General features: G+C 39.3%; 20 protein-coding genes. 8 read left to right on the top strand and 12 right to left on the bottom strand.

The window, feature by feature from the left end:
* Positions 1-2: 2 nt before the first annotated feature.
* The 9 genes from GGQ60_RS21955 to GGQ60_RS21915 all read right to left on the bottom strand — a co-directional run bounded on the left by GGQ60_RS21955 (position 3) and on the right by GGQ60_RS21915 (position 12,541).
* Positions 3-1,424 carry an alpha-L-fucosidase gene (locus GGQ60_RS21955; RefSeq protein WP_183768401.1) on the bottom strand — a complete coding sequence of 474 codons (1,422 nt, stop codon included), beginning with the start codon at positions 1,422-1,424 and terminating at the stop codon, positions 3-5.
* A 54-nt stretch (positions 1,425-1,478) separates the two neighbouring features.
* Positions 1,479-3,071 (bottom strand): SusD/RagB family nutrient-binding outer membrane lipoprotein, encoded by a 1,593-nt coding sequence (locus GGQ60_RS21950; RefSeq protein ID WP_183768399.1) that lies wholly within the window; start codon positions 3,069-3,071, stop codon positions 1,479-1,481.
* 19 nt (positions 3,072-3,090) lie between these two features.
* Positions 3,091-6,357 (bottom strand): SusC/RagA family TonB-linked outer membrane protein, encoded by a 3,267-nt coding sequence (locus GGQ60_RS21945; RefSeq protein ID WP_183768397.1) that lies wholly within the window; start codon positions 6,355-6,357, stop codon positions 3,091-3,093.
* 121 nt (positions 6,358-6,478) lie between these two features.
* Positions 6,479-7,669 carry an ROK family protein gene (locus GGQ60_RS21940; protein ID WP_183768395.1) on the bottom strand — a complete coding sequence of 397 codons (1,191 nt, stop codon included), beginning with the start codon at positions 7,667-7,669 and terminating at the stop codon, positions 6,479-6,481.
* Between the two features lie 147 nt (positions 7,670-7,816).
* Positions 7,817-9,010, bottom strand: a complete 1,194-nt coding sequence (gene lepB / locus GGQ60_RS21935; RefSeq protein ID WP_183768393.1) for a signal peptidase I — start codon at positions 9,008-9,010, stop codon at positions 7,817-7,819.
* Positions 9,011-9,130: 120 nt separating this feature from the next.
* Positions 9,131-9,865, bottom strand: coding sequence for a 4-hydroxy-tetrahydrodipicolinate reductase (gene dapB / locus GGQ60_RS21930; RefSeq protein ID WP_183768391.1), 735 nt, complete (start codon positions 9,863-9,865; stop codon positions 9,131-9,133).
* A gap of 246 nt (positions 9,866-10,111) precedes the next feature.
* Complete coding sequence (locus tag GGQ60_RS21925) at positions 10,112-10,822, bottom strand: DUF5683 domain-containing protein (protein WP_183768389.1); 711 nt, start codon at positions 10,820-10,822, stop codon at positions 10,112-10,114.
* Entirely contained in the window at positions 10,822-11,730 is a 909-nt protein-coding gene (locus GGQ60_RS21920) for a ParB/RepB/Spo0J family partition protein (protein ID WP_183768387.1), read from the bottom strand. Before GGQ60_RS21920 ends, GGQ60_RS21925 begins: the two co-directional genes overlap by 1 nt.
* A gap of 7 nt (positions 11,731-11,737) precedes the next feature.
* Positions 11,738-12,541 (bottom strand): ParA family protein, encoded by an 804-nt coding sequence (locus GGQ60_RS21915; protein WP_183768385.1) that lies wholly within the window; start codon positions 12,539-12,541, stop codon positions 11,738-11,740.
* Positions 12,542-12,721: 180 nt separating this feature from the next.
* On the opposite strand from GGQ60_RS21915, the gene GGQ60_RS21910 reads away from it, so the two are divergent.
* Positions 12,722-13,243, top strand: coding sequence for an NADPH-dependent FMN reductase (locus GGQ60_RS21910; protein ID WP_183768383.1), 522 nt, complete (start codon positions 12,722-12,724; stop codon positions 13,241-13,243).
* Positions 13,244-15,040: 1,797 nt separating this feature from the next.
* A complete protein-coding gene (locus tag GGQ60_RS21905; RefSeq protein WP_183768381.1) occupies positions 15,041-16,792 on the top strand; it encodes a HAMP domain-containing sensor histidine kinase in 1,752 nt (583 codons plus the stop codon).
* Positions 16,793-16,908: 116 nt separating this feature from the next.
* Here the strand turns inward: GGQ60_RS21905 and GGQ60_RS21900 are convergent, their stop codons facing one another.
* The 3 genes from GGQ60_RS21900 to GGQ60_RS21890 form a co-directional block, all read right to left on the bottom strand.
* Positions 16,909-17,385 carry an acyl-CoA thioesterase gene (locus GGQ60_RS21900; protein ID WP_183768379.1) on the bottom strand — a complete coding sequence of 159 codons (477 nt, stop codon included), beginning with the start codon at positions 17,383-17,385 and terminating at the stop codon, positions 16,909-16,911.
* Between the two features lie 190 nt (positions 17,386-17,575).
* Complete coding sequence (locus GGQ60_RS21895; RefSeq protein ID WP_183768377.1) at positions 17,576-18,829, bottom strand: DUF2130 domain-containing protein; 1,254 nt, start codon at positions 18,827-18,829, stop codon at positions 17,576-17,578.
* A gap of 88 nt (positions 18,830-18,917) precedes the next feature.
* Positions 18,918-19,298, bottom strand: a complete 381-nt coding sequence (locus GGQ60_RS21890; protein WP_183768375.1) for an OsmC family protein — start codon at positions 19,296-19,298, stop codon at positions 18,918-18,920.
* Between the two features lie 187 nt (positions 19,299-19,485).
* On the opposite strand from GGQ60_RS21890, the gene GGQ60_RS21885 reads away from it, so the two are divergent.
* The 6 genes from GGQ60_RS21885 (at position 19,486) to GGQ60_RS21860 (ending at position 23,619) form a co-directional block, all read left to right on the top strand.
* Complete coding sequence (locus tag GGQ60_RS21885; protein WP_183768373.1) at positions 19,486-19,851, top strand: YtxH domain-containing protein; 366 nt, start codon at positions 19,486-19,488, stop codon at positions 19,849-19,851.
* Between the two features lie 91 nt (positions 19,852-19,942).
* A complete protein-coding gene (locus tag GGQ60_RS21880; RefSeq protein WP_183768371.1) occupies positions 19,943-20,689 on the top strand; it encodes a YdcF family protein in 747 nt (248 codons plus the stop codon).
* Positions 20,690-20,885: 196 nt separating this feature from the next.
* Entirely contained in the window at positions 20,886-21,380 is a 495-nt protein-coding gene (locus tag GGQ60_RS21875; protein WP_183768369.1) for a hypothetical protein, read from the top strand.
* 14 nt (positions 21,381-21,394) lie between these two features.
* The gene (locus tag GGQ60_RS21870; RefSeq protein WP_183768367.1) at positions 21,395-22,060 is read left to right on the top strand and encodes a hypothetical protein; all 666 of its coding nucleotides are present in this window, start codon (positions 21,395-21,397) and stop codon (positions 22,058-22,060) included.
* Positions 22,041-22,838 (top strand): sensor histidine kinase, encoded by a 798-nt coding sequence (locus GGQ60_RS21865; protein WP_183768365.1) that lies wholly within the window; start codon positions 22,041-22,043, stop codon positions 22,836-22,838. The genes GGQ60_RS21870 and GGQ60_RS21865 overlap by 20 nt, the downstream gene beginning before the upstream one ends.
* Before the next feature lie 127 nt (positions 22,839-22,965).
* Positions 22,966-23,619 carry a response regulator transcription factor gene (locus GGQ60_RS21860; protein WP_183768364.1) on the top strand — a complete coding sequence of 218 codons (654 nt, stop codon included), beginning with the start codon at positions 22,966-22,968 and terminating at the stop codon, positions 23,617-23,619.
* Positions 23,620-23,887 lie beyond the last annotated feature (268 nt).

The following is a 23,887-nucleotide window of genomic DNA, read 5'->3' as shown; positions in this document are numbered from 1 at the left end:
CTTTACTCTGATTCGGGGGTAAAAGAAAAGGCAAGCGCAATTTTCTCCTCCGTTTTAGGGAAGTCGAAATGTACTTTTCCATCTACCAGTTTCCACTTTACTTTTTGGTTATTACTTAAAAGGGTAATGGTTGTTCCTTTTTTGGGAATGCTGCCTTTCCACGAAATTTCTTTGACAGGATTAGTATCCAATAAGCTAATGCCATAAACAGTTTTACCATCTTTACTTTGCGTAAACCAGTTTTGCCCGTCATGATAGTTTTTGGTGATACGTGTTCCATAAATGGCAGCACCATTTTTCGAAGTCCACTGTCCAATTTCCTCTAATTTTTTAATCACATCATCAGGCAGCGTTCCATCCGCTTTCGGCCCAACACCCAATAACAAACTTCCGCCTTTGGCTACAATTTCTACCAGTTTATGCACTACTTCAGCAGCAGGTTTATATTGATCGTTAGGGACAAATCCCCATGCACCGCCTAAGGTCATACAGCTCTCCCAGGGATAATCCAATTGTTTTTCGGGGATTTTCTGTTCAGGGGTCTGGTAATTTTCGAACTGGCCATGTACAGTACGGTCGACCATAATTAAACCAGGCTGTGCTTTCCTGGCATCAGCAGCAATCTTTGGCATATCAATATCCTGGCTCCACTCCGGAATTGGCGCACCCCATGAAAGTACTTCTTCATTTACCGATGCTAAAGGCCTTACCCAACCACCATCTAGCCATAAAATATCGATGCTTCCGTAATTGTTCATCAACTCGCCAATCTGGTTCTGGGTAAAGCTTTTAAACATGTTCCAGCGCCATGGATTCTTTCTGATGTCGTAATTGTTATTTCTATTGGCGGTAGCATATTTATCCCACCAATAGTATTGCGAATGCCAGTCGGGCTTTGAAAAATAAGCGCCGATCATGAAATTCTGCTTCCGGAAAGCATCGAATACGTATTTGGCAACATCTTTTTTAGGGTTATTGGCAAATGGACCTTTTGCAATGCTGAAATCAGACTGTTTGGTATCGAACATGGCAAAGCCATCGTGGTGTTTAGTGGTAAAAACCAGGTATTTCATTCCAGCATCTTTACCTGCCTTTGCCCATTGTTCTGGGTTAAATTTGGTTGGATTAAATTTTTCATTTAATCCCCAATACCATTTCTTGTAATCATCGTACTTTATTGTACTGTCTCTGTCAATCCAGTCTTCCGAACAGATTGACCAAGATTCAATAATTCCAGGAACAGCATATAAGCCCCAGTGGATAATCATGCCAAACTTTTGGTCTTGCCAGTGTTCCAGTTTCTTTTTTACAGCTTCATCTTTTGGCCATTCGTATTTCGTTGACTCTTTGAGGATATCATTTCGTTGTGCAAAAGCGATATTGATGCAACAGATAAAAGCAATTAAAAGGCTACGGAGTTTCATATTGATATAATTAAAAATCCCGGCAGAAGCTGCCGGGATTTAATTTAAGAGGGATTAAGGCATCCAGAATATTTTAGTTTTGCGGGTATCTTTAGCTTGTACAGCCTGATAATTTGCGCTATTTAAAGTTTTCTCTTTTGCCGGATAAACCAATCTGGTTGGTGGTGTTTCGAAACCAACCTGCTTTCCGTTTGTTGGAAAAGTTAGCACAGGAAAACCGGTTCTTCTATATTCAGACCATGCTTCAATCGACTGAAGAACTCCAAAATGTGCCCATTTTTGAGTAGCGATCTTAGCTAGTTTGTCAGTCTGAGTTCCACCATAACTCGCAGTAGAAGCATTTACCCAAGTATCAACTGTTGCTGTAGAAGGTACATCAGCTTTGGTATAAGCACCAGGGTTAACGCTATTAAGATAATAATAGAATGCTACTGACTGTTTTAGACCAAGATCATAGGCCGTTTTTGCATCGGTAGTGCTTCCCCATCTTTCGTAAGCCTCAGCTTTTAACAAATTAACTTCCGAAGCAGTTATCAGGATTCCTGGCAATTTAATGTTGAAAACAAATGTTGCAGAATCTAATACAGCATATTTTCGCCAATTAGTTTCTTGCTCATTAGTTGTGAAGGTATTTGGCATAGCTCTGTAAGTTGGGTTTTGTACAAACTTCCCATTAATGGTTTCACCAAATTTTTCATAGATAACAGGAATACGAGGGTCATTAGCAGGTACCATTAAGGTATTTAACATATAGTCGGTTGCATACCAGCTTCCTTCAAAAAATGCGTCATGTAAATCATTGGTATTATTTGTTAAAGGTTGCAGTAAAATATCAGAGCTACCTGGGTTATACGTACCGACATTGCCGCCATCTACGAGAGGGAAGTTAGTCTGATCGCTTAACATTTGTAGAACTGCAGTTTTAGCAGTTGTTTCATCTGTTTTAGAGATACGCATTAATAACCTTAAACGCAATGAGTTTGCATATCTGGCCCACTTATTTACATCTCCCTTCAATAAAATATCTGCCTTTGCAAATGCAGCTGTAGAGGTTGCCGTCTTAAAATATGTACCTGCATTTGCTAAATCTGAAATAAAGGATATATAAAGTGCCTTTTGATCATCGTACTTTGCATTCTTTATCAAATCTTTAGCAGTTAAATTACCGGCTTCGGAATAAGGAATATCACCCCATAAATCGACCATTTTCGCTGCCTGTTCAATCATCACCACTTTAGCCGCTTGTAAAATTACTCTTTGTGCTGCTTGATCAGTGCTTGAAAGTGTGTTAAACTTTTTTTCCATTGCCCTATATAAGGCAACGGTTCCGCTCCCATTACCACCCGGAGTATAAAAGTCATCCCAATATTGCTGCGAGTAGCTATCGCTTTGCTGATAAATCGTATTGCCGTTAGAAATATAGGTAGTTTGTGCATACACCCCCGGCATCTGACTTAAAAATGTACGCACATTCCAATATTTTGCAGCTACACGGTCATTATTGAGCATTCCGGTAAATAATCCCGGTAAGTTCGGGTCTAAAACGTTTTCAGGATTATTAAATTTATCATCAATATCCTTTTTGCAACCAACTGCAACAGTTAGCGACAATAGAAGAAAACTTGCTTTTATGATTAACTTTTTCATAATATCTTATTTGTTTTGGCTAAAAATTTGCATTTAACGAGAAACCAAAGTTTCTAGATGCAGCTGTTGAGCCAACATCTACACCTTGCGACCACCATTTGTTTCCAAGTGGTGCCTCTGGATCCAGATCTTTCAGTGTTCTGTGGATGTAAAACAAGTTACGTCCGATCAATGAAAATCTTACATTAGAAATTTTTAGTTTTTTAGTGAATGAAGGTGGAATTTTATAGCTCAATACAATCTCTCTCATTTTGATGTAATTGTTATCAAAGATCTCTCCCTCGGTCAATGAACCTTCACCCCAGTTATAGGTAGTTAAGTAATAATCAGCAGCAGAAAGCACCTTGGTATTTGGCAATCCGGTGGTTTGGTTTACACCTTTTAAAACTACACCATCGTTGTAGGTTTTACCATTACTGGTGTAAGTTAACCCGCCGTTAGCCGCATCTCTGAACTCCATTGAATTCTCCAACATACCAGCACCTCTCATATATTTAAGGTTAGGCGCAATCATTTTACCACCAAAGCGATAGTCAATTGTAAAATCTAAAGCTAAATTGCCATAGCTAAACGTGTTTGAGAAACCTCCTATCGCTTTAGGCATAATGTTGCCCGCTTTAACATACGTAGAATTATCCATTACATAGTAACCATCGTCGTTTATTAAGTAATTGCCATTTGCATCAGTTTTTCTTGGACGGATGTAAATGTTACCTAAATCTTCGCCAGCTCTCGCCACAATTTTAGCGGTAGCCTGGTCTGATGAATAGAAATTGATCTCAGAATTGGCATCATACAATGAATTTACTTTTGATTTATTGGTTGAGAAATTTAAACGGGTATCCCACCTGAATTTTCCTGAAACCGGTGTTGCATTTAAAGCAATCTCCCACCCTTTATTACCTACCTCACCTACGTTAACGATCTGTTTTTGAGCACCATTAGTTGATGTAACATCTAATGGCAAGATTTGATTTTTGATTTTATTATTATAATAACTCACATCTAAACCCAATCTTCCATTTAAGAACCTGGTTTCTAAACCAAATTCAGCTTCATGTTTCTTCTCCGGCATCAGGCCTAAGTTACCGTAAGAAGATAATGATACAATAGATGGAACTGAACCATTGATGGTTTGTAAAGAGATTTGTTTATAAGAAATATTGGCTTCATAGATAGGAGGAGCATTACCTACCACACCATAAGAAGCTCTTAATTTTCCGTAGCTCCAGAATTTTGGTAATTTCCAAAGGTCACTAAATACAAAACCACTGTTTACTGAATAATAAGAATATTGATTGTTTCCGGGAGGAAGCGAAGAAACATATTCTTGTCTGGCTGTACCCTCAGCAAATAAGAAATCTTTATAACTTAAATTCACTAAACCTAAATAAGCATATTTAAGTAGTTCTTTACGTGCCTCAGTAGTTTCCTGAACATTAAATGAGTTAGCTAAAGCAAAGAAATTCTCAGTTACCAAACCATCTTTTGTATTGGATTTTAAATCTTTATAAGTTTCTTTTCTACCCTGATAACCTCCACTTACGGAAATACCGAAATCTTCACCGATTTTGTTCGAATAAGTTAACAAGGCATCTCCGTAAAGTACAGCATATTGCCCTTGAGTGGTCGTATATGATCCGGTACTTGTATTCGTGTTAAGTGCACTAGGAATTTCAGTAAACTGACGGTTTTCCGTTTTGGCGCTGGTATAGTCGTTACCAATACGTCCCCTCAATTTTAAATTCTTAGCCACATCATAGTTTAAAGTAAAACTAGATAATAACCTGTTTTCGTTCTCATCGTATTGGTTCTTCAATTGTTGCCAATAAAAATCCAGTAAATTGGTTGCCCTGATATTGAATATGAAAGGCTCAGGACGGTTAACCTGATCGAAGGTTGCGTATTTGTATCCGTTACTGGTTTGGAATTTCTCTTTCATTAAGCCCATATCTTCAGCACGGCTGAAGAAACCTCCGAAAGACCCCAACACCTGACCTAATTGATATGGTCTGTTTTTAGTAATCGTGTTTACATAACTTACAATTACATCGGCCGATAATTTCGGTGCAAGTTTAATGGTAGAGTTTAAGTTAAAGGTATTTTTAGAACCGGTATTTCCTGGCTGAGTACCCTTATAATCCAAACGGGAAGCAGAGAAACGATAGTTAACACCTTCTGTTTGGTTAGAAATTGCAATGTTTGCATTAGAAGTATACCCGTTTTGGTATACATCCCTGTAGTTATCTGGTTGAGGAGAATACGAACGGATTGAACCATCCCACCATCTTACCTGCTGGCCTTCCATTTTAGGTCCAAAATTCGCATAAGCCCTAAAGTATGGTCTGAAACCACTAGGAGATGCAGCATCAGGAATCCATCCCTCTTCGGTTGCACCATTAGCTACGTTGGTTTCGCGATCATAACCCGGGCCATAAGTGTTTTGAAATCTAGGCAAGAAGGCTACCTGATCAATAGAACCCTGGTAATTAAAATCAACGCCTAATCCCCTATTTTTTGATCCTTTTTTGGTGGTGATTACCACAACCCCACTTGCTGCATCAGAACCATATAATGCCGATGCACTGGCACCTTTTAATACCGTTAAACTTTCAATATCTGCTGGGTTGATGTCCAAAATACCGTTACCACGAACACGCTGATCATCCCAATAGTTATTGTTATTTGCGCCTGCTGCACCGTTTTGCCCATCATTTCTGATCATCACACCATCCACAACATATAAAGGTTGCTGGTTGTAGTTAATAGAGTTAATACCCCTGATCTGAACGTTTACCGCACTGCTTGCACCACCCGGAGCAGTTGTGATTTTTACCCCCGCAGCTTTACCATATAACGCTGATGCAAAATTGGTATTACCCGCTTCGGTTAGCTGTTTAGCCGTCACTGTACTTACTGCGTAACCAAGAGATTTTTCCTGGCGCTTAATACCTAATGCTGTTGTTACTACATTCACCTCATTGAGCTGGTTGGCACTTTCAGTTAGGGTAACATTTATGGTGGTCTGGCCGTTTACACTAATTTCCTGCCTGGCATAACCTATAGCAGTGAAAACCAATATTTCACCTGAATTTGCCGTTAATGAGAATTTTCCGTTCCCATCGGTTTGAGTTACTTTTGTAGTGCCTTTAATGGAAACACTTACGCCAGGCAGAGGGCCTGATGCGTCTTTTACCGTACCGGTAATGCTCTTCTGTGCAAAAGCACTTATTGTTATAAGACATAACAACAATATACTTAAACACTTTAAGTACGTTTTTTTCATATTTTTTAAGTTTAGTTTAAGATTAGTTTAAATAATTTGCGGCTTTGTATTCAGCCTTTTTGTCTTGTCATGCAATATTGGTTTTGGTTAAATATTTATATTTTCTTTGTTGATGTATTTTTTAATCGAACTGATGATGTTCAATTGTTAAGCTTGCTGCAGCTAATAATTCGGCTTCATCTGTGAGGGTAGAAAGCTTTATCTGGGTTTGCTCTGCAATGCGGGGTATACAGAATTCGTGTATAGCTTGCTGGATTGGCGGCAATAACATTTTGCCTGCTTTAGCACCTCTACCGCTTAAAACAACGCATTGCGGATTTAAAAGATGAATCAGGGTAGCAATCCCCTTTCCCAATTGAAAAACAGCTTTGGCTAAAACCGATATGGCTACAGGATCCTGCTGGGTTACGGCAGTTAAAAAGTGATCAGCCGGATGCTTACTTTTATCCTTAAACAACACCTTCATACTCGATTCGGCTCCTGCAGCAATCGCTTCTTCGGCTCTTTTAGCCATAACAAGCAAGGAAGTATCAACCTCCAGGCAACCTCTTCTACCGCAGGAACATAAATTGTCGCTCTCAGATAAGGGAATGTGACTGAATTCACCAGCACTTCCGGCACTGCCACGGTATAATTTTCCATTGATGATCATGCCCAAACCTGTTCCCCACCCGATATTGACCACCATTACTTCTTTTAAATTAATGGCTTCTCCAAAATTTAGTTCAGCTAACGCAATTAAACTCGAATCGTTATCAATATGCACTGGTAAAGCAATGTTTGCAGAAAGATATTTCTGCAAAGTAGTACCGTCTTTAACTTTAAGAAAAGAATGATTTATACCTTCATCTGCGTTAACAAAACCCGGCATACCAATACCAACGCCCAATATATCATTCCGGCTGATTTGAGATTCATCAATACTTTTATTGATAAAGTGGATAAGATGATCTACGCTGCTGTCTTTTGACGATATGTCGAATTCTAAGGATTGGATCGGGACAACCATCTTTCTGGAGAGATCGTAAATGGTTAACCTCGAAGTAAGCTGATCCATGGCGATCGCCACTATGTATTTTTTCAGTTTGGGGTTGATTAAAAACATTGCCGCCCTTCTCCCTCCGGTAGATGGGGCAAAACCTTCCTCCAAAAGAAAGCCTTCGGCAATTAAACCATTAACAACAGAAGTAACCAACGGTAAGCTCTTTTGTGTCAGCTTACTTAAATCTGTAAGTGACAGCGACTTTTTATAGTATAAATGCCTAATAATATCAGCTTTAAGCCGCTGATTTTTCTCCACTATAACAGACATATTGTTTGATTATAGTCAAACTTAAAAAATATTTTTAAAACATACCAAATCTTTTTAATTTTTTTTTTAAGTTAATTTCAAATGGAATAGAAACAAAAAGGGCGAATAATGTTCGATTATTCGCCCTTTTTAAAAAATTATATTTTTTTAATGTATCCCCATAAACAATCTGCTCCATCTTATTTTGTGTAAGAAAGAAGCCGTGCTATCCCAGCTCATCCAAACAAACAGGGCCTTACCAACAATATGATCTTCGGGTACAAAACCCCAATAACGCGAATCGGCTGAGTTATGACGGTTATCCCCCATCATCCAGTAATAATCCATTTTAAAGGTATAAGTGGTGGCTGGCTTATCGTTAATATACCACACCCCGGCCTTTTGCTCTACTTTATTACCTTCGTAAGTCCTGATTGCCCTGTAATACAAAGGCATGGTATTGCTGTCTATTTTAACGGTCCATCCCTTTGCAGGAATTTTGATCGGCCCAAAGTTATCCCTGTTCCAAACCCTGTTTGGATCGTTCGGAAAAACACCGCCCTGTACCGGTCCCGGAGCATCAGGACTTAAGGTTACCGATTTTACGAAATCGAAGGTTTTCAGTTTCTCTACAATTTCTGGCGAAGCATCAACAATATAGGTATTGGTAGCAACAGCAGGTGTATTACCCAGGTTAAGGTTAAACTCATCCAATGCTGCGTAATTAAAATCCATGGTTTTAAATTCGATGCGGTAAGGCATCATTCCGGTGTTTTTTAACGGTTCGTCTTTACCATTTACATTGGCAATACCATTGCTCATCGAAATGACGTCGCCAGGAATACCGATACAGCGTTTGATAAAGTTCTCACGTTTATCAACCGGACGGTCTACTATTGTATAGGTACTTCTTACCTGCTGCCGGCCTAGGCTACGCTCCAGGGCGTAATAACTTTCAGCCTGGTTTTCAACCGCAACCGTATCGCCTTCCGGAAAGTTGAACACCACTACATCATTTCTTTTAATTTTTGATAATCCGGGTAAGCGGTGGTATTTCCACTGCACGCCATCCCAGTAGGCCTTGGTTGAAGTTGTTAAGGGCATCGTATGGTGCGCAAAAGGGAAAGCAACCGGGGTCATCGGTATACGTGCACCGTAGTTTACCTTACTTACAAAAAGAAAATCGCCGATAAGCAAAGATCTCTCCATCGAACCGGATGGAATCGTGTAGGCCTCGATAAAAAATACACGTATAATGGTTGCTGCTACTACTGCAAAAATTATTGCATCAAACCACTCGCGGGTTTTAGTTTTTTTCTTCTTTGGGGCATCTTTTTTTCGTTGCCAGAATTTGTAATTCATATACCTTAATTTTGGTTTCGCGATTTATTAATCGGTTCCCTGTTATCTGTACTTCTTAAGTATGGTTTTACGGATCAAATGATCCAATACATTCTATGATGCTTTGTTTTTTTTTAAACTTTACTCAAAAATATCAGTAATATTAAAAAATCCTTTTTTATCTCTTACCCATTCTGCCGCCACTACTGCACCCAAAGCAAAACCAGCCCGGTTATGTGCGGTATGCTTAATTTCTATTTCATCTACCTCACTACTGTAAATTACGGTATGTGTACCCGGAATATTTTCAATACGGTGCGACTCGATCAGCAATTGCTCAGGTTTCGGAAACAGCTCTACACCTGTTCCCACCACTTCGTTTAACCACTCTTGTTTGCGTTCCAGGTTTTCAACAATCCCTTCTGCCAATGTAATAGCGGTTCCGCTTGGTGCATCCAGTTTTTGTGTATGGTGAATTTCTTCTACCTGCACTTCATAGGCCGGATAATTATTCATCAGTTTAGCCAGCGTCTGATTAAGCTTAAAGAACAAATTTACGCCAATACTGAAGTTAGACCCATAAAGCAAAGTATTGTTACTTTTATCGCAGTCATCTTTTACTTCCTGTAATTTACCGTACCAACCCGTTGTTCCTACAACCACAGGTACTTGAGCATCAAAACAGACATCAATATTTCTTAAAACCGAATCAGGCGTACTAAAATCAATAGCTACATCCGCCGCCTTTAAATTTTCGCGGGTTAAATCTTCCTGATTATCAATGGTTATTTTTAATACAATTTCGTGGCCACGTTCAACCGCAAATTTTTCGATAATCTGCCCCATTTTACCGTATCCTAAAAGCGCAAGTTTCATCTGTTTATAGTTTAGTTTTGTAATAAAGCGATCAGATTTTTCACCACTGCAGATGGTTTAACGGTATTCAAGAAGGTTTAAGCCGTTTATTCACCCCAAATGCGGTTTAAAAAATCATCATCGTTTCATCGGTTTATGTTTATTTCAGTTTATATTCTAATTTTTTGCACTCAACCTTCGCAATCAGGTTGGCAGATTATCACAATTCGAATGTTTACCTTGTTGATGATCATGGTGGTTTTAACATTAAAATGTAAGTGATAATTTTAATGCCGGTGCTGCATTGAAACCATACATCGAATTGGTATTAATCATTGATGGCATTACCCTAAAAGAAAGGTTATCATCAATGTTAAAGAAATGCAAACGGGCTGCAACATAGGCATCGATAATATTGGCGGCATAAAGTAACCCGTAAGAGAAGTACACAATCTGCGAATTCCGTTTGTACAAACTTTTCCCATCCAAAATACCCTGGTCGCTGTATTGTCTTAAATCTGACTTGTCTCCAGGATGAGTCTCCCGGTATTGTGCCTCTGCCAAAAAACGTTTATAGTTTTTCCTGCTATCGATTAGAGATAAAGTAAGCGCTGTGGCACCACCATAAATAGCTGCAATTTTGCCACCAGTGTACAGCTTCTGAAAAAACTGGCTTTTTCCGGCTCTAGTGCCATAACCGTCGTTAAGTATCTGAATATTATACAATTGACCCCATCCCGGGATGATCATGGACCTGAAAACAGCTTTCCTACCGGCCACCTTACCCGGATTTACATACTTAGCTTTCACTGAATCCCTTCTCGTCATCGGTTTTTTAGCCGTATCTACCGGTTTGGATAATTTAATTTTAGCCGTATCAGCAGGTTTTGATACCGAATCCTTAACCTGTGCGAAGGCTAAGTTTACAAAAACAAATGTAAATGCAGCAACCAGTATTAAAAGCTTAGTCTTTTGCATTACCAATCTAATAACTCCAGAATTCGGTTTAAGTCATCATTACTCATAAAAGGTATTTCTATTGCCCCCTTACCGTTCTGACTTACTTTTAACTTTACACGCGTAGCAAATTTAGAAGCCAGATCATCCTGCAGTTTCTGGTATTGAAAGGAAACCGCTCTTTCTTTTTGCTTCTCGCTTGCGGGTAAGGGAATATGCTGCAGGTTGCGGACAATTTCTTCTACTTTACGTACCGAAAGATTTTTATCAAGGATTTCCTGGTGGATATATAACTGTTTATCAACGCCATCAACATTAATTAAGGCTCTTGCATGCCCCATGCTGATTTTCTGATCGCGGATAGAAGCCTGTATGGCTGGCGGAAGTTTTAACAAACGCAGGTAATTGGTCACCGTAGTACGGTTTTTACCTACCCGTTCGCCTAATTGTTCTTGTTTTAAACCTACCTCATCAATCATCCGCTGGAAACTCAATGCTACTTCAATGGCATTTAAGTTTTCGCGCTGAATATTTTCGATCAGGGCCATTTCCAACATTTGTTGGTCGTTAGCGCTGCGGATATAAGCAGGCACCTGTGTTAAACCAGCCAGTTTAGAAGCCCTGAACCTGCGTTCGCCAGAAATTAGCTGATATTTATTGGCACTCAGTTTCCGCACCGTAATCGGCTGGATCAGGCCCTGTACTTTTATCGAATCGGCCAGTTCATTTAAGGCTACCTGATCAAATTCGGTACGGGGCTGGTAGGGATTGGTTTCAACTTCAGTTAAATTGACGTGACTGATATTGCCAATCTGCTCGGTTTCGCTAACAGCATTTACCTGCTGTTTTGGTGGATGAGCAGATTCGCTATCATCTAAAAGCGCACTTAACCCTCTTCCTAAACCTGTTTTTCGCTGAAAAGATGTCATTTATAATTTATAAAGTTGCTGTTCCTATGTTTTCTTCTTCTTTTAACAAACCGTTCTTTTTCACAATCTCGCGGGCCAGATTAAGGTAGTTAATGGCACCTTTACAGTTTGCATCGTGCATAATTACCGATACACCATAACTTGGGGCCTCACTTAAACGGGTATTACGCTGAATAATGGTTTCGAAAACCAGTTCGTTGAAATGTGTTTTAACTTCTTCTACCACCTGGTTCGATAAGCGTAAACGCACATCGTACATGGTTAATAAGATACCTTCAATCTCCAGGTCGGTATTTAAACGGTTCTGAACAATTTTAATGGTATTTAAGAGTTTACCCAGCCCTTCAAGCGCGAAATATTCGCACTGAACCGGAATAATTACCGAATCGGCCGCGGTTAAGGCATTAATCGTGATTAAACCCAATGAAGGCGAACAATCAATAATAATAAAGTCGTACTGATCTTTGATTTTCTCCAGCACCGCTTTCATTTTATACTCGCGGTTGTTCAGGTTAATCATCTCAATTTCTGCACCTACCAGATCAATATGGGCAGGTAGCAAATCTAAATTGGGTGTATCTGTTTTTTGGATAGCCAGTGTAGGATCGATATCATTAATGATACACTCATAAATGCTATCTTTAATATTCCGGGGATCGAAACCGATTCCAGAAGTCGAATTTGCCTGAGGATCAGCATCTACCAATAAAGTTTTGTATTCTAGTACGGCCAAACTCGCAGCCAGGTTTATAGATGAAGTTGTTTTACCAACGCCACCTTTTTGATTTGCTAATGCAATAATTTTGCTCATCTATGTATCCGAAATTTACTTAACGTTTATTTGGGCTGTGTTATTTATGCGTTTTAATAGGCAAAAAGTTCTATTTTTGCGTTATTTACGGCCTTTTTCACAATCAGCTAAGATACAAACTATATGGCAATTTTAGCAAGAAGCGTGTTTGGGTTTTACACATCTTATTAACAATTACCCATGATCACAATTATAGCTGCTACCAACAGGCCCAATAGCAATACGCTAAAAGTTGCTAAATATTACCAAAGGCAACTAAAAGAAAAAGGCATTGATACCCATTTGTTCAGTTTGGAGCACCTGCCCGCAGATGTTTTGAATACGGATATGTATGGCAAAAGATCAGAAGCTTTCCAGGAAATCCAGAACATGATTAACCAGACCGAAAAATTTTTGTTCATCATGCCCGAATATAACGGGAGTTATCCGGGGGTGTTAAAAGTGCTGATTGATGCTGCTAATTTCCCCGATAGTTTTTATGATAAAAAAGCTGCTTTAGTGGGTATTTCTTCCGGTAAATATGGAAATATCCGTGGGGTCGATCATTTTACCGGTGTTTGTCATTACATCCACCTTAACATTTTGCCCCTTCGCCTGCATATCCCAAACATTAAGGCCGAATTGGACGCTGAAGGCAATTTCCATCAGGCTGATACAATAAAATTCACCAACGAGCAGATCGAAAAGTTTATCAATTTTTAATAAAACAGCTTATCTCTGAAAATCGTTAGGTCGTCCCTTCGTGATTCCTTGGTAGCCAATTGCAAATTGGCATTTTCGTCCCGTAAAAACGTTTGGAGTTTTACGCACTAATATCGCTAAAGACCGCGCCGCCTAAACCCGACGGAAGCGGCACGAAGTACAGCATAACCAAATCCTACTGAACCTGCTTGATAGAAAGATTATTTTCTTCTTGCTTTGGAAAGCAAAACCTGTGTTTCATAGCAGCGTTAGTCCTGCTCTTCGCTTTACTCCGTTACACGCCGTGTTCGCGCCGATCAGGTTTAGGTACAAAAGGAAGTGCCACGACCTTAAAAATCTTTCTTTTAAGATATTTTTTTCATTTTCTGTGCCCTGCAGTCCCCAATATTGTTACCGGCCGGGCCACCTAAACCCGATGGAAGCGGCACGAAGTACAGCGTACAGCGGGACTGCATTAACCCAAATACACTGAACCTGCTTTCCAAAAAAGAAAGATTATTTTCTTCTTGTCTTGAAAAGCAAAACCTGTGTTTCATGGGAGCGTTAGTCCTGCTCTTCGCTTTACTCCGTTACACTCCGTGTTCGCGCCAATCAGGTTTAAGAACAAAAGGAAGTGCCACGACCTTAAAAGTCTTCCTTTTAAAATATTTTTTTCATTTTCTGTGCCCTACAGCCTCCAATATTGTTACCGGCCGGGCCACCTAAACCCGATGGAAGTGGCACGAAGTACAGCGTACAGCGGGACTGCATTAACCCAAATGCCACTGAACCTGCTTTCCAAAAAAGAAAGATTATTTTTTTCTTGTTTTGGAAAGCAAAACCTGTGTTTCATAGCAGCGTTAGTCCTGCTCTTCGCTTTACTCCGTTACACGCCGTGTTCGCGCCGATCAGGTTTAGGCACACAGAACAGTGCTGTAAACCGCAAGAATAATTCAAGCTCATCGTATTTCGGCGCTTTGCAACCTCAAATATTGTTACCGGCCGGGCCACCTAAACCCGATGGAAGCGACACGAAGTACAGCGTACAGCGGGATTGTATTAACCCAAATGCCACTAAACCTGCTTTCCAAAAAAGAAAGATTATTTATTCTTGTCTTGAAAAGCAAAACCTGTGTTTCATAGCAGCGTTAGTCCTGCGCTTCGCTTTACTCCGTTGCACGCCGTGTTCGCGCCGATCGGGTTTAAGAACAAAAGGAAGTGCCACGACCTTAAAAATCTTCCTTTTAAGATATTTTTTTCATTTTCTGTGCCCTGCAGCCCCCAATATTGTTACCGGCCGGGCCACCTAAACCCGATGGAAGCGGCACGAAGTACAGCGTACAGCGGGACTGCATTAACCCAAATGCCACTGAACCTGCTTTCCAAAAAAAGAAAGATTATTTATTCTTATCTTACAAAGCAAAACCTGTGTTTCATAGCAGCGTTAGTCCTGCGCTTCGCTTTACTCTATTGCACGCCGTGTTCGCTGCTATCAGATGAACATAAACAGTGCTTTGAAATTCGAAACCCACAATTTCATTTTGATAAAAACCCTTCCAAAATGAAAAGGTTTTTTACTTAATATCATCATAAAAACGCCATATAAAATTAATAATCAACAACTTAAACAACAATCCGATCTATTGGCATAGCTATTGACTATGGGCTAAACAGATGCTATTTATTTAACCTTTGTTATGTAATTTAGTCCATCAGGAAACAGATTTAATTATAAGCTACTTTACCACAAAAAGAGAGAAATTGCTTTGCGCTTCTTTGCGAAAGACTTTCTGCTCTTTGCGGTTAAACTAAAACACCATGAAAATTAAAACCAAGCTCCGCCTCGGATTCGGGTTTCTCTTTATAATCGTTTTATCCTTCGGGCTGATTGCTCTTTTTTACTTAAACGAGCTATCTGATAAATCGAAGGTAATCCTTAAAGACAATTACAAATCGCTCAACTATGTTGCCGCCATGCGCAATATTGTAGATCAGTATCCTTTTCCTTTAAGTGGCTCGCAACAGGCCATCTTTACCGAAAATTTAAAAAATGAAGGTAAAAACATTACCGAAAAAGGTGAAAAAATGGCCTACCAGCAATTGGAAGAAGCTTTTAAAATGCTGGAAAACCCACAGCCGGCAGTTGTTAAAGCAGCCCGAATTCGAGATCTACGCCAGGCGCTCCAACGCATAGAAGAGGTAAATATGAAAGCCATCTATGATAAGAATGAGCAGGCCAACGAAACTTCGTCAAGAGCGAACCTGTATATTATGATCGCGGCTACTTTAAGTTTTATTATTCTATTCACTTTTATCGTCAACTTTCCGGGTTTTGTGGCTAATCCATTGGCCGAATTCAGTGCGGCCATTAAACAGATCAGCCGTAAAAATTACAAACAGCGCCTGCATTTCGAAAACGGCGATGAATTTACCGAGCTGGCCAACTCGTTTAATGGTATGGTGGTTAAATTAAACGAATGGGAAAACAGCAACCTGTCTAAAATTAAATCAGAAAAATCGCGCATTGAGGCTATTATTGCACAGATGCAGGATGCCATTATCGGTTTAAATGAAAAAGGCGAAGTGCTGTTTTTAAACCACCTGGCAGCAAAACTGATGAACCTGGATGAAAATAAAGTAATCGGACAGAATGTTGCTGAACTGGTGCAGAAAAACGAGCTGTTAAAACGCATCATCAAGCCTGAAACAGAAGACAATACCTTAAAAATTTATGCCGACGAAAAAGAGTCTTATTTCCTTTTAGAAAACCGCGAAATTATTATCCCAAATTACGAAGAACAGGAAGAAAAAGCTTTAATTGCTTCATCAAAATCGGCTGGGAGCGTTTATATTTTGAAAAACATTACGCAGTTTAAGGAACTGGATGAGGCCAAAACCAACTTTATTGCTACGGTTTCTCATGAGTTAAAAACGCCGCTGTCATCCATCAAAATGAGCTTGAAACTCCTTAATGATGAGCGCGTAGGCACGATGAACGATGAGCAGCACGAACTGCTCAACCACATTAAAGAAGATAGCGACAGGCTTTTAAAAATAACCAGCGAGCTGCTCGATCTTTCGCAGGTAGAAACCGGTAACTTAAAGCTCACTTTCGCTCTTACCAAACCTGAAGATATTGTGCAATATGCCTTTGATGCTGTTAAATTCCAGGCAGAGCAAAAATTTATCAGCCTTGAACTGAATTGTGAAAAAAACCTGCCGAGTGTGAATGCCGATATCCAAAAAACGGCCTGGGTACTGGTTAACTTTTTATCTAATGCATTACGTTACAGTGCTGAAAAATCGAAAGTAATCATCAGTATTTCACAAAAAGACCAGTTTATTGAATTCTCTGTACGCGATTTTGGAAAGGGCATTGAAGAAAAATATCAAAAAAGATTATTCGACCGGTATTTCCAGGTACCTACCGACGGACAGAATAAATCGGGATCAGGATTGGGCCTGGCTATTTCCAAAGATTTTATCGAAGCCGAAAACGGAAAAATTTGGGTAAAGAGCGCAATTGGCGAAGGCAGCCAGTTTTGTTTTAGCCTGCCGGTTGTGGTTTAAAATTTGCTTTCGCCACAGAGGGTGTTAAATTATTTGCCACGGCGGCACAGAGTTTCATTTTACCATAAAGCAAACGAAGTTTTTCACACAGCACAGAGAATTAAATACCGGCATGGCTATGCGATATACGGCTCCATTTCCTTATCAATACTTTTACGCAGTTCCATTAATTTAATGGCGTAACCATGCATGGCAATTTCTTTTTCGGTTTTAGGCTTAAAGGCAGGGATCGCCTTTGGTTGCCCATTGTCATCTACGGAGACAAAAACAATAATACAATGTGTATTTTTAACAAAATCGGCCTGATCTACGGGTTTAGAAAAAGCATCAACCGCAATATGCATACTGGTTTTGCCGGTATAAATAATACGTGCTTCCATTTTAACTAGGTGCCCGATATGAACAGGATGAAAAAAACGGATTCCACCAACATAAACGGTTACACAATAGGTTTGGCTCCACTGCAAGGCACAGGCAAAAGCAGCCTGATCGATCCACTTCATCATCGTCCCACCATGTACCTTACCCCCGTAGTTAACATCAGAAGGTTCGCTTAAAAATTGCAGTTCGATATGATTTTTGGTTCTGGGCATCGTAATGTTGGGCTTAAATTGCGTCTTAATGTATTCGCTAAGATATTATAAAATAAGATATTTTCCTGCAATAAGCCATTCTGATCTGTAAGGTTTACAAAAAATAGTGCGGCGGATTTAAAGATGATTTCCGCAAATCAATTCCTTTTTCTGCGATTATCAGTGAAATCTGCGGGGAATAACCCCATGGCTATTCTAATAATAACGTATCATCATCTTCATCTGTTAAACTCAATTGCACGCTATCGCTACCTGCAATTCCTTCTATAGAACCACGGATATGGGTGGCGTTCAGCAATACTTTCTCCAGTTGTTTTTCACGGGCTTTCCATAAACGTTCCATTGCATCGCGCTCACGTTGTATGGATAATTTCATGCTCATAAAACCTTCCCTAATGGCTTTCCATTGTTCAGAAAACTCTGCCCCCATTAAGTAATCGTATAACATGTGCATTTTTTCGCCGCGGTTTTCCTGCGATTTTACTGCTCCTGCCAAACGCAGAATACCTTCGCGCAATACATAGGCTACGGCATTTACCTCTTCAAAAGAACAGATCCAAACTCCATCTCGTTGCCCAAAACAGTTCATGCCTTTTGGATAACATTGACTCACGATTACCGCAACATCAATACCCATGCTACGCATGTCTTTTTTTAATTTTTCGATCCAGTCGCCGCCAAAATCTTTGGTCCGCTTGCTTTCATAAATAATTTTACCGCATTCCTGTCCAAATTGGTTACGCACCACCTGCACACAGTCTGCCCCACGCACCCCTTTACCTACCTCTTCAATTAAATCGAAAGGATAATTGGTCCGGAGCAATTCTTCCAGGATCAATTCCTGTACCTCTCCCTGCAATTGCATACTACCTTGCTCGGCTTTGCGTTTCATTTCTTCGGCCAGTTTTTTCTGGTCGTCGAGTTGCTTTTCCAATTCCTTTAAGCGCAGTTGATGCTCAGTATCTTTAATGCTGTTTTTTTCTGCCTCCTGTTTGCGGATCTGTTCTACCAATTCGTTACGCTGCTCTTGCAATTTGCGTTGAAAAGCAAGTTCCATTTCTTCTTCCTTTACCTTCAGGCTTTCTTCGCGACGTAAAAAATCCAGCTCCCTTTCCCGGGCCAACCTTAGTTTTTCGGCATTCTCTTTCGCATTACCTTCCAGCATTTGCAGTTTGGTTTCAAAATCGGCCGAAATGCTTTTACGCAGGTTTTCCTCGAGATTATCCTTAAGCTTGGTTTTCTCTTCGGCCAGCTTAGCTTCAAACGCTTTTAACTGCTGCTGTTTTTCTGACTCAAAAACCTGTAGTTTACGTTGATATTCCTCATCTTTCTGCCTGGCATAAGCAGCCGCTTTTTCACGTAACTCTTTCTTATAATCTTCGGCCATGGCTTCCTCCATCGGAAAAACATGGGCACAGTTGGGGCATTTTATTTCGGTAGGCATAACTTATTTTTTACCACAGCGAACACTGGGGGATTAACAAAGATATTAAAGCTTTTTATGATTGTATAATGGAGTTTTACACCATTGCCTAAAGTACTTTTGATCTGATTTCATGACCGGCAGCCAGAATTTTACTCACCGGGCATTTCGTGGCTATTTCTTCCAGCCTGATTTTCTGCTCTTCGGTGAGCACTCCGGTGCAGGTAATTTCTTCCAGGAATATCGTTTCGCCGTTTTCGGCATCAATGTTTACTTCTACCTCAATTTTATCAACCGGCCATTCTTTTCTATCCACATACATTCTTAAAGTAATGGCTACACAGGAAGCCAAAGAGGCCATTAATAATCCCTTCGGTGCAAACCCTTTGTGTGTTCCACCTAATTCTAAAGGCTCATCTACTATTATATCGTGGGAACCATTTGTAACCGAGCAGGCGTAATGTTCCTTATTTATCGTCGCTTTTACCATTGTAATTCGTTTTAGTACCCCCAAATATTGCGCTTTAACTTTAAACTTAGGTAAAAGTCCGGTCTTTTTTTTGCAACGATTGAGAATCCTGAGGGCATTACCCAAACCCTGTTACCAGCACTTTCAAAATCAAAAAAACATCAAACATTATTAAAAGCGGATTGTTCAACTGTAAAACCACATGATTATGAAATACAGAAAGTTAATAGGAAAATATTTAAAGCATAAGCCAGATAACAGTGCAAAAATTGCGCTTGCTTTAGTAGCAGGTTTAGCTGCGGGTGCAGTAATTAGCATATTATTTGCGCCTGACAGCGGCGCAGGTACCCGTGGAAAAATTGCAGGTGGGGCCAGAAACCTGAGATATGGATTTCAGGATAAGTACAATCTTTTAAAAGAAAAAATATTTGGCGTAGAAGCCATTGAAGAAGATATTGTTCAGCATGAAGTACCTCATTTTAAACATACGGTTACTAAAAAACGTAAATCAGATGTGAAAGAGATTCTGGAAAACGCCAAAGAAAACGGACAGGTACAGGAAGGACAAGGGTAGATTTCCGTATAGATTAATTAATTTAATTAATAAAGGCCAAAGTCCTTTAACGGTTAAACAATTTCTTAGTTTTACAGGATAATAGCAATACATGTTTTTTATCCTTTCCAAAATTTTACTTTTCCTCATTAAGCCTATAGTGTGGATTTTTGTGCTTTTAATCTGCGCAATTACCTCAAAACAAGCTAAACAAAGAAGAAGACATGCGGCCTGTGCCTTAATTATTTTCTTCTTTTTCTCTAATGGCTTTATTGCAGGCAAAATAATAAACAGCTATGAGGTCGGATATCCCCCATTGCAGCACTATGATATTGGTATTGTTCTCGGAGGTTTTTCAGGCCTGAATAAGCGCACCAACGAAATCGCCTTTACTGGTGCCAGTGACCGGTTGTTCCAGGCCATTGCCTTATATAAAAAGGGGCGTATTAAACAGCTCTTATTGAGTAGCGGAAGTGCAAACCTCATTGATAAAAAAGTAAAAGAGGCTGATTTGGCCCTAAACTATTTAAAATTGATCGGCATTCCGGATTCTGCCATACTGATGGAGAACCAAAGCAGAAATACGATCGAAAATGCCAGGTACAGCCTGGCGCTCGTCGGGAAAAAGAACCCTAAGGCCAAACTATTAGTCATTACCAGTGCATGGCACATTCCAAGGGCTAAGTTGATTTTTGAAAAACTGTCCAGGCAAAAAATAGACTATTATCCCACTAATTTTTCTGGAAATACCGGATTTGTACTCAGTGATTTCATTATCCCAAATGCCGGCGCATTGGGCACATGGGAAATGTTATTTAAAGAATGGATAGGCTTAATGGTAGACCGGTTCAGAAATTAATTGGCGAAAGGATAAATGCATAGTCCTCTTCTGCACCGGTTAATCCTTTATAATTCACACAGGCAATTATTATTTTATTGATAAAGACGATAAATTTCGATAATCTGTTGGCTCGGGATAGTATATTTAAATTTACAAATCAATCATGTTTTATATACGCATTTTGTATATCTTTATACCATAAAATCTATATAACATGCTCACAAAAGAAAAACAAACCCAAAAGTTTTACTGGTTAAAGTACGAAATCAGCGCAATCCAATCGTTAATCCAGAATTCACCCGGCATTGATCAATTTGTATTTTGTTACTTTTTCCCGGAAACAGACCAACCGGCCAAACCTTTACTGCTTATTGCTTACGGGTATATGGCAACAAGCAATCAGTACAGCAGTTATTTTGACAAACTTGAGGTTTATAACAATAGCGCCTTGGATTTAAGCGGTCCTATTATTATGAGTAATAATATTATTTCGCTTGCCGATATCCTGTTATTGATCAACACACCTGACGAGAATGGAGATAAACCTGACTACCTGGTTTTCATTCCAAATGTTAACCGCGGACATGTCTTTTATGACATCAAACGCTTTAAAAGGATTGATACAGGAGATGTTGAATTGCTCCATAATAATGATACCGGCCCGATTTTCACCAATCCTTCACCACCGGCTACCATAAGTGTGCATTAATGCCCTGATCCCGCATGCTTAAAATATTCCAACATATTATTGATTGGTCTGAAGTATGGGCATTATTTATCCCATTATCTGTATTATTTTTTAAAAAACAACCAGCCCGCTTTAAACTGGTTGTTTTTTATGTATGGATGGCATTGCTGATCAACCTTTCAATAGATCTCATCTGGAAATTCAGAAATCTATTGCCTGAAGCACATAATTCTAATAATTTCCTGTACAATGTACATTCAATTGTTCGTTTTTATCTGTTCAGTGCTTTTTTTATCCGTTTAAATCAGCCATTTTTAATTACCCTTAAAAGAGTCATCCCAATATGTTTTACCATTTTCCTGATTGTTAATTTCACTTTTTTTGAAAACTTTTTTGATTACTGGAAACTGAGCAGCCGCTTACTCTCTACCGAAGCCATTCTTCTTTTATTTTATGTGATCCAATATTATTTGTTCAAAATAAACGAGAATGTGGCCTCCAGGATTACCAACAGCGATTTCTGGATCATCACAGGATTGGGCATTTTTGTGGCGCTAAATTTCTTTATATTCCTTTCATACAACGAGCTTACTGCACATTTCCAAAAATTTGCCATTAGCTTGTGGAGCCTGCATAATATCTCTTATATCATTTTCAACCTGTTTATAGCCAGAGGATTTTATGAGTCAGGAAAACAATAAGATTACGCTGATTTTAATGGCGGGTATTGCAGTTATGCTGATGTTATTTATAAGCATATTGCTTATTTTTATTTTTATGCAGCGTAAGAAACTTCAGTACAGGCTTAATCTGCAAGCATTACAAAACGCCCAGAAAAATAAACTGATAGAAGCAGCTGTAAGAAGTGAAGAAATTGAGCGACACCGTATTGCCGAAGAATTGCATGATGAAGTTGGGGCCATCCTCGGATCATCGAGCCTCCATTTTTACGGGATCAATATTGATGATTGTGACGATATCAGCAAAGAAATGTACCAGAAAGGCAAAAGTTTACTGGACGAAGGCATTCAGAAAATCAGGGGCATTTCGCATAATCTTCATTCCAGTATTCTGCAGGAACTCGGCTTAAAAGAGGCCATTGCTCATTTCTGCGGAAAAATTAGCCACGACAGCATTGTTAAAATCGACTTAAACCTAACGGATAAACATTGCACAAAAGTAAGCCAGAAAAACATCAGTATCTACCGGATCATCCAGGAACTGATTCATAACATCATCAAACATGCGAAGGCTAACCATATCCACATAGAATCGTATTATGTTAACCATTACCTGATTTTCACGATTTCACATAATGGAAACGGCCTTACACAGGTGCAATTTGAAGAGCTGCGCTTTATTAAAGATGGTTTAGGACTGAAAAATATAGAGAACAGGATGATCCTGCTTAAAGCAGAACTCCAATTTTCACAGCATGCTGATCATTATCTTATCGAGATTAAAATCCCTGTTGATTGAGTAAGCTTATGTTATGATCACCAACCATGCAGCATAAATAAATCATACATAAAAGTAGTATTATAATTCAATTGATGTCTTTATTTTTTTATAAAAGATTGTTAATTTTAGGCATAATTAAATAGCGATGCTCAAAATAAGGATAGCCATAGCAGATGATTACAGCATTTTTAGGGACGGATTAAAGGTTGGCTTTAACCGTGATAAAAATCTGGAAGTACTATTTGAGGCATCAGATGGGCAGGAACTTATGCAAAAACTCGAGGAGGTACAGCCCGATGTGATTGTGATGGATATTAAAATGCCTTTAATGGATGGCATAGAAGCCATGAAGTTAATCCGGAAAAAATATTCTAATAACATTAAAATACTGGTTTTAACGATGTATGATGATGTTAAATTCATTATCCACCTGATGGAAAACGGTGCCAATGGCTACCTGCTAAAAAATACGGATCCAAAAGAAATCAGGAAGGCCATTTATTCGATATACGAAAGTGGCTACTATTTTAACGATGTTGTAACCAAGGCACTCTTAAAAAAACTTACCCTTAAAGGCCCGGTCAAACTTTCGCTAAATGGGGCCATAGCATTCTCTGAGCGCGAGCTGGATGTACTAAAGATGATCTGCGATGAGAAAACGGCCACAGAAATCGGCACTGAACTTTTTTTAAGTCCGCGTTCGGTTGAAGGCATCAGAATGCGTATGATCGAAAAAACCGGTGTTCGCAATACTGCCGGCTTGGTTATGTTTGCCATTAAAAATGGTGTAGTAGAATAACACCGTCCCACTCCTTTCCTGTTCTTAAGCTCGTAAATAAGGTAATTTCGTTTGGATAAAACGTTCGAAAAAACAGGCTATATTCCATATTACCGCTCATTTAAGCGTTTTAACTTCAATTATCGCAGCATTTTACCCTATTAACTACGTAGAAATACGCTGTTTTATGATTAGGTATTAACACGCTGTTATAAAAACATGGGGGTACCGACCTTTATGTTGTGCAAACGAAGCTTCAAAACCAAAGCACACTAAACATTATTTTATT

It is taken from the genome of Pedobacter zeae, assembly GCF_014196715.1.
GTDB lineage: Bacteria > Bacteroidota > Bacteroidia > Sphingobacteriales > Sphingobacteriaceae > Pedobacter > Pedobacter zeae.
The sequence above is the reverse complement of the archived record's forward strand: the minus strand, read 5'-3'. Positions and strand labels throughout refer to the sequence as shown.

Bases quoted from the DNA above. Each gene is read 5' to 3' on its own strand.
- GGQ60_RS21900 (WP_183768379.1), bottom strand. From the start codon at position 17,385: ATGCCCAGAACCAAAAATCATATCGAACTGCAATTTTTAAGCGAACCT.
- lepB (WP_183768393.1), bottom strand. From the start codon at position 9,010: ATGAATTACAAATTCTGGCAACGAAAAAAAGATGCCCCAAAGAAGAAA.
- GGQ60_RS21910 (WP_183768383.1), top strand. From the start codon at position 12,722: ATGATCACAATTATAGCTGCTACCAACAGGCCCAATAGCAATACGCTA.
- GGQ60_RS21955 (WP_183768401.1), bottom strand. From the start codon at position 1,424: ATGAAACTCCGTAGCCTTTTAATTGCTTTTATCTGTTGCATCAATATC.
- GGQ60_RS21905 (WP_183768381.1), top strand. From the start codon at position 15,041: ATGAAAATTAAAACCAAGCTCCGCCTCGGATTCGGGTTTCTCTTTATA.
- GGQ60_RS21890 (WP_183768375.1), bottom strand. From the start codon at position 19,298: ATGGTAAAAGCGACGATAAATAAGGAACATTACGCCTGCTCGGTTACA.
- dapB (WP_183768391.1), bottom strand. From the start codon at position 9,865: ATGAAACTTGCGCTTTTAGGATACGGTAAAATGGGGCAGATTATCGAA.
- GGQ60_RS21950 (WP_183768399.1), bottom strand. From the start codon at position 3,071: ATGAAAAAGTTAATCATAAAAGCAAGTTTTCTTCTATTGTCGCTAACT.
- GGQ60_RS21875 (WP_183768369.1), top strand. From the start codon at position 20,886: ATGCTCACAAAAGAAAAACAAACCCAAAAGTTTTACTGGTTAAAGTAC.
- GGQ60_RS21880 (WP_183768371.1), top strand. From the start codon at position 19,943: ATGTTTTTTATCCTTTCCAAAATTTTACTTTTCCTCATTAAGCCTATA.
- GGQ60_RS21920 (WP_183768387.1), bottom strand. From the start codon at position 11,730: ATGACATCTTTTCAGCGAAAAACAGGTTTAGGAAGAGGGTTAAGTGCG.
- GGQ60_RS21895 (WP_183768377.1), bottom strand. From the start codon at position 18,829: ATGCCTACCGAAATAAAATGCCCCAACTGTGCCCATGTTTTTCCGATG.
- GGQ60_RS21940 (WP_183768395.1), bottom strand. From the start codon at position 7,669: ATGTCTGTTATAGTGGAGAAAAATCAGCGGCTTAAAGCTGATATTATT.
- GGQ60_RS21925 (WP_183768389.1), bottom strand. From the start codon at position 10,822: ATGCAAAAGACTAAGCTTTTAATACTGGTTGCTGCATTTACATTTGTT.
- GGQ60_RS21945 (WP_183768397.1), bottom strand. From the start codon at position 6,357: ATGAAAAAAACGTACTTAAAGTGTTTAAGTATATTGTTGTTATGTCTT.
- GGQ60_RS21915 (WP_183768385.1), bottom strand. From the start codon at position 12,541: ATGAGCAAAATTATTGCATTAGCAAATCAAAAAGGTGGCGTTGGTAAA.
- GGQ60_RS21860 (WP_183768364.1), top strand. From the start codon at position 22,966: ATGCTCAAAATAAGGATAGCCATAGCAGATGATTACAGCATTTTTAGG.
- GGQ60_RS21870 (WP_183768367.1), top strand. From the start codon at position 21,395: ATGCTTAAAATATTCCAACATATTATTGATTGGTCTGAAGTATGGGCA.
- GGQ60_RS21885 (WP_183768373.1), top strand. From the start codon at position 19,486: ATGAAATACAGAAAGTTAATAGGAAAATATTTAAAGCATAAGCCAGAT.
- GGQ60_RS21865 (WP_183768365.1), top strand. From the start codon at position 22,041: ATGAGTCAGGAAAACAATAAGATTACGCTGATTTTAATGGCGGGTATT.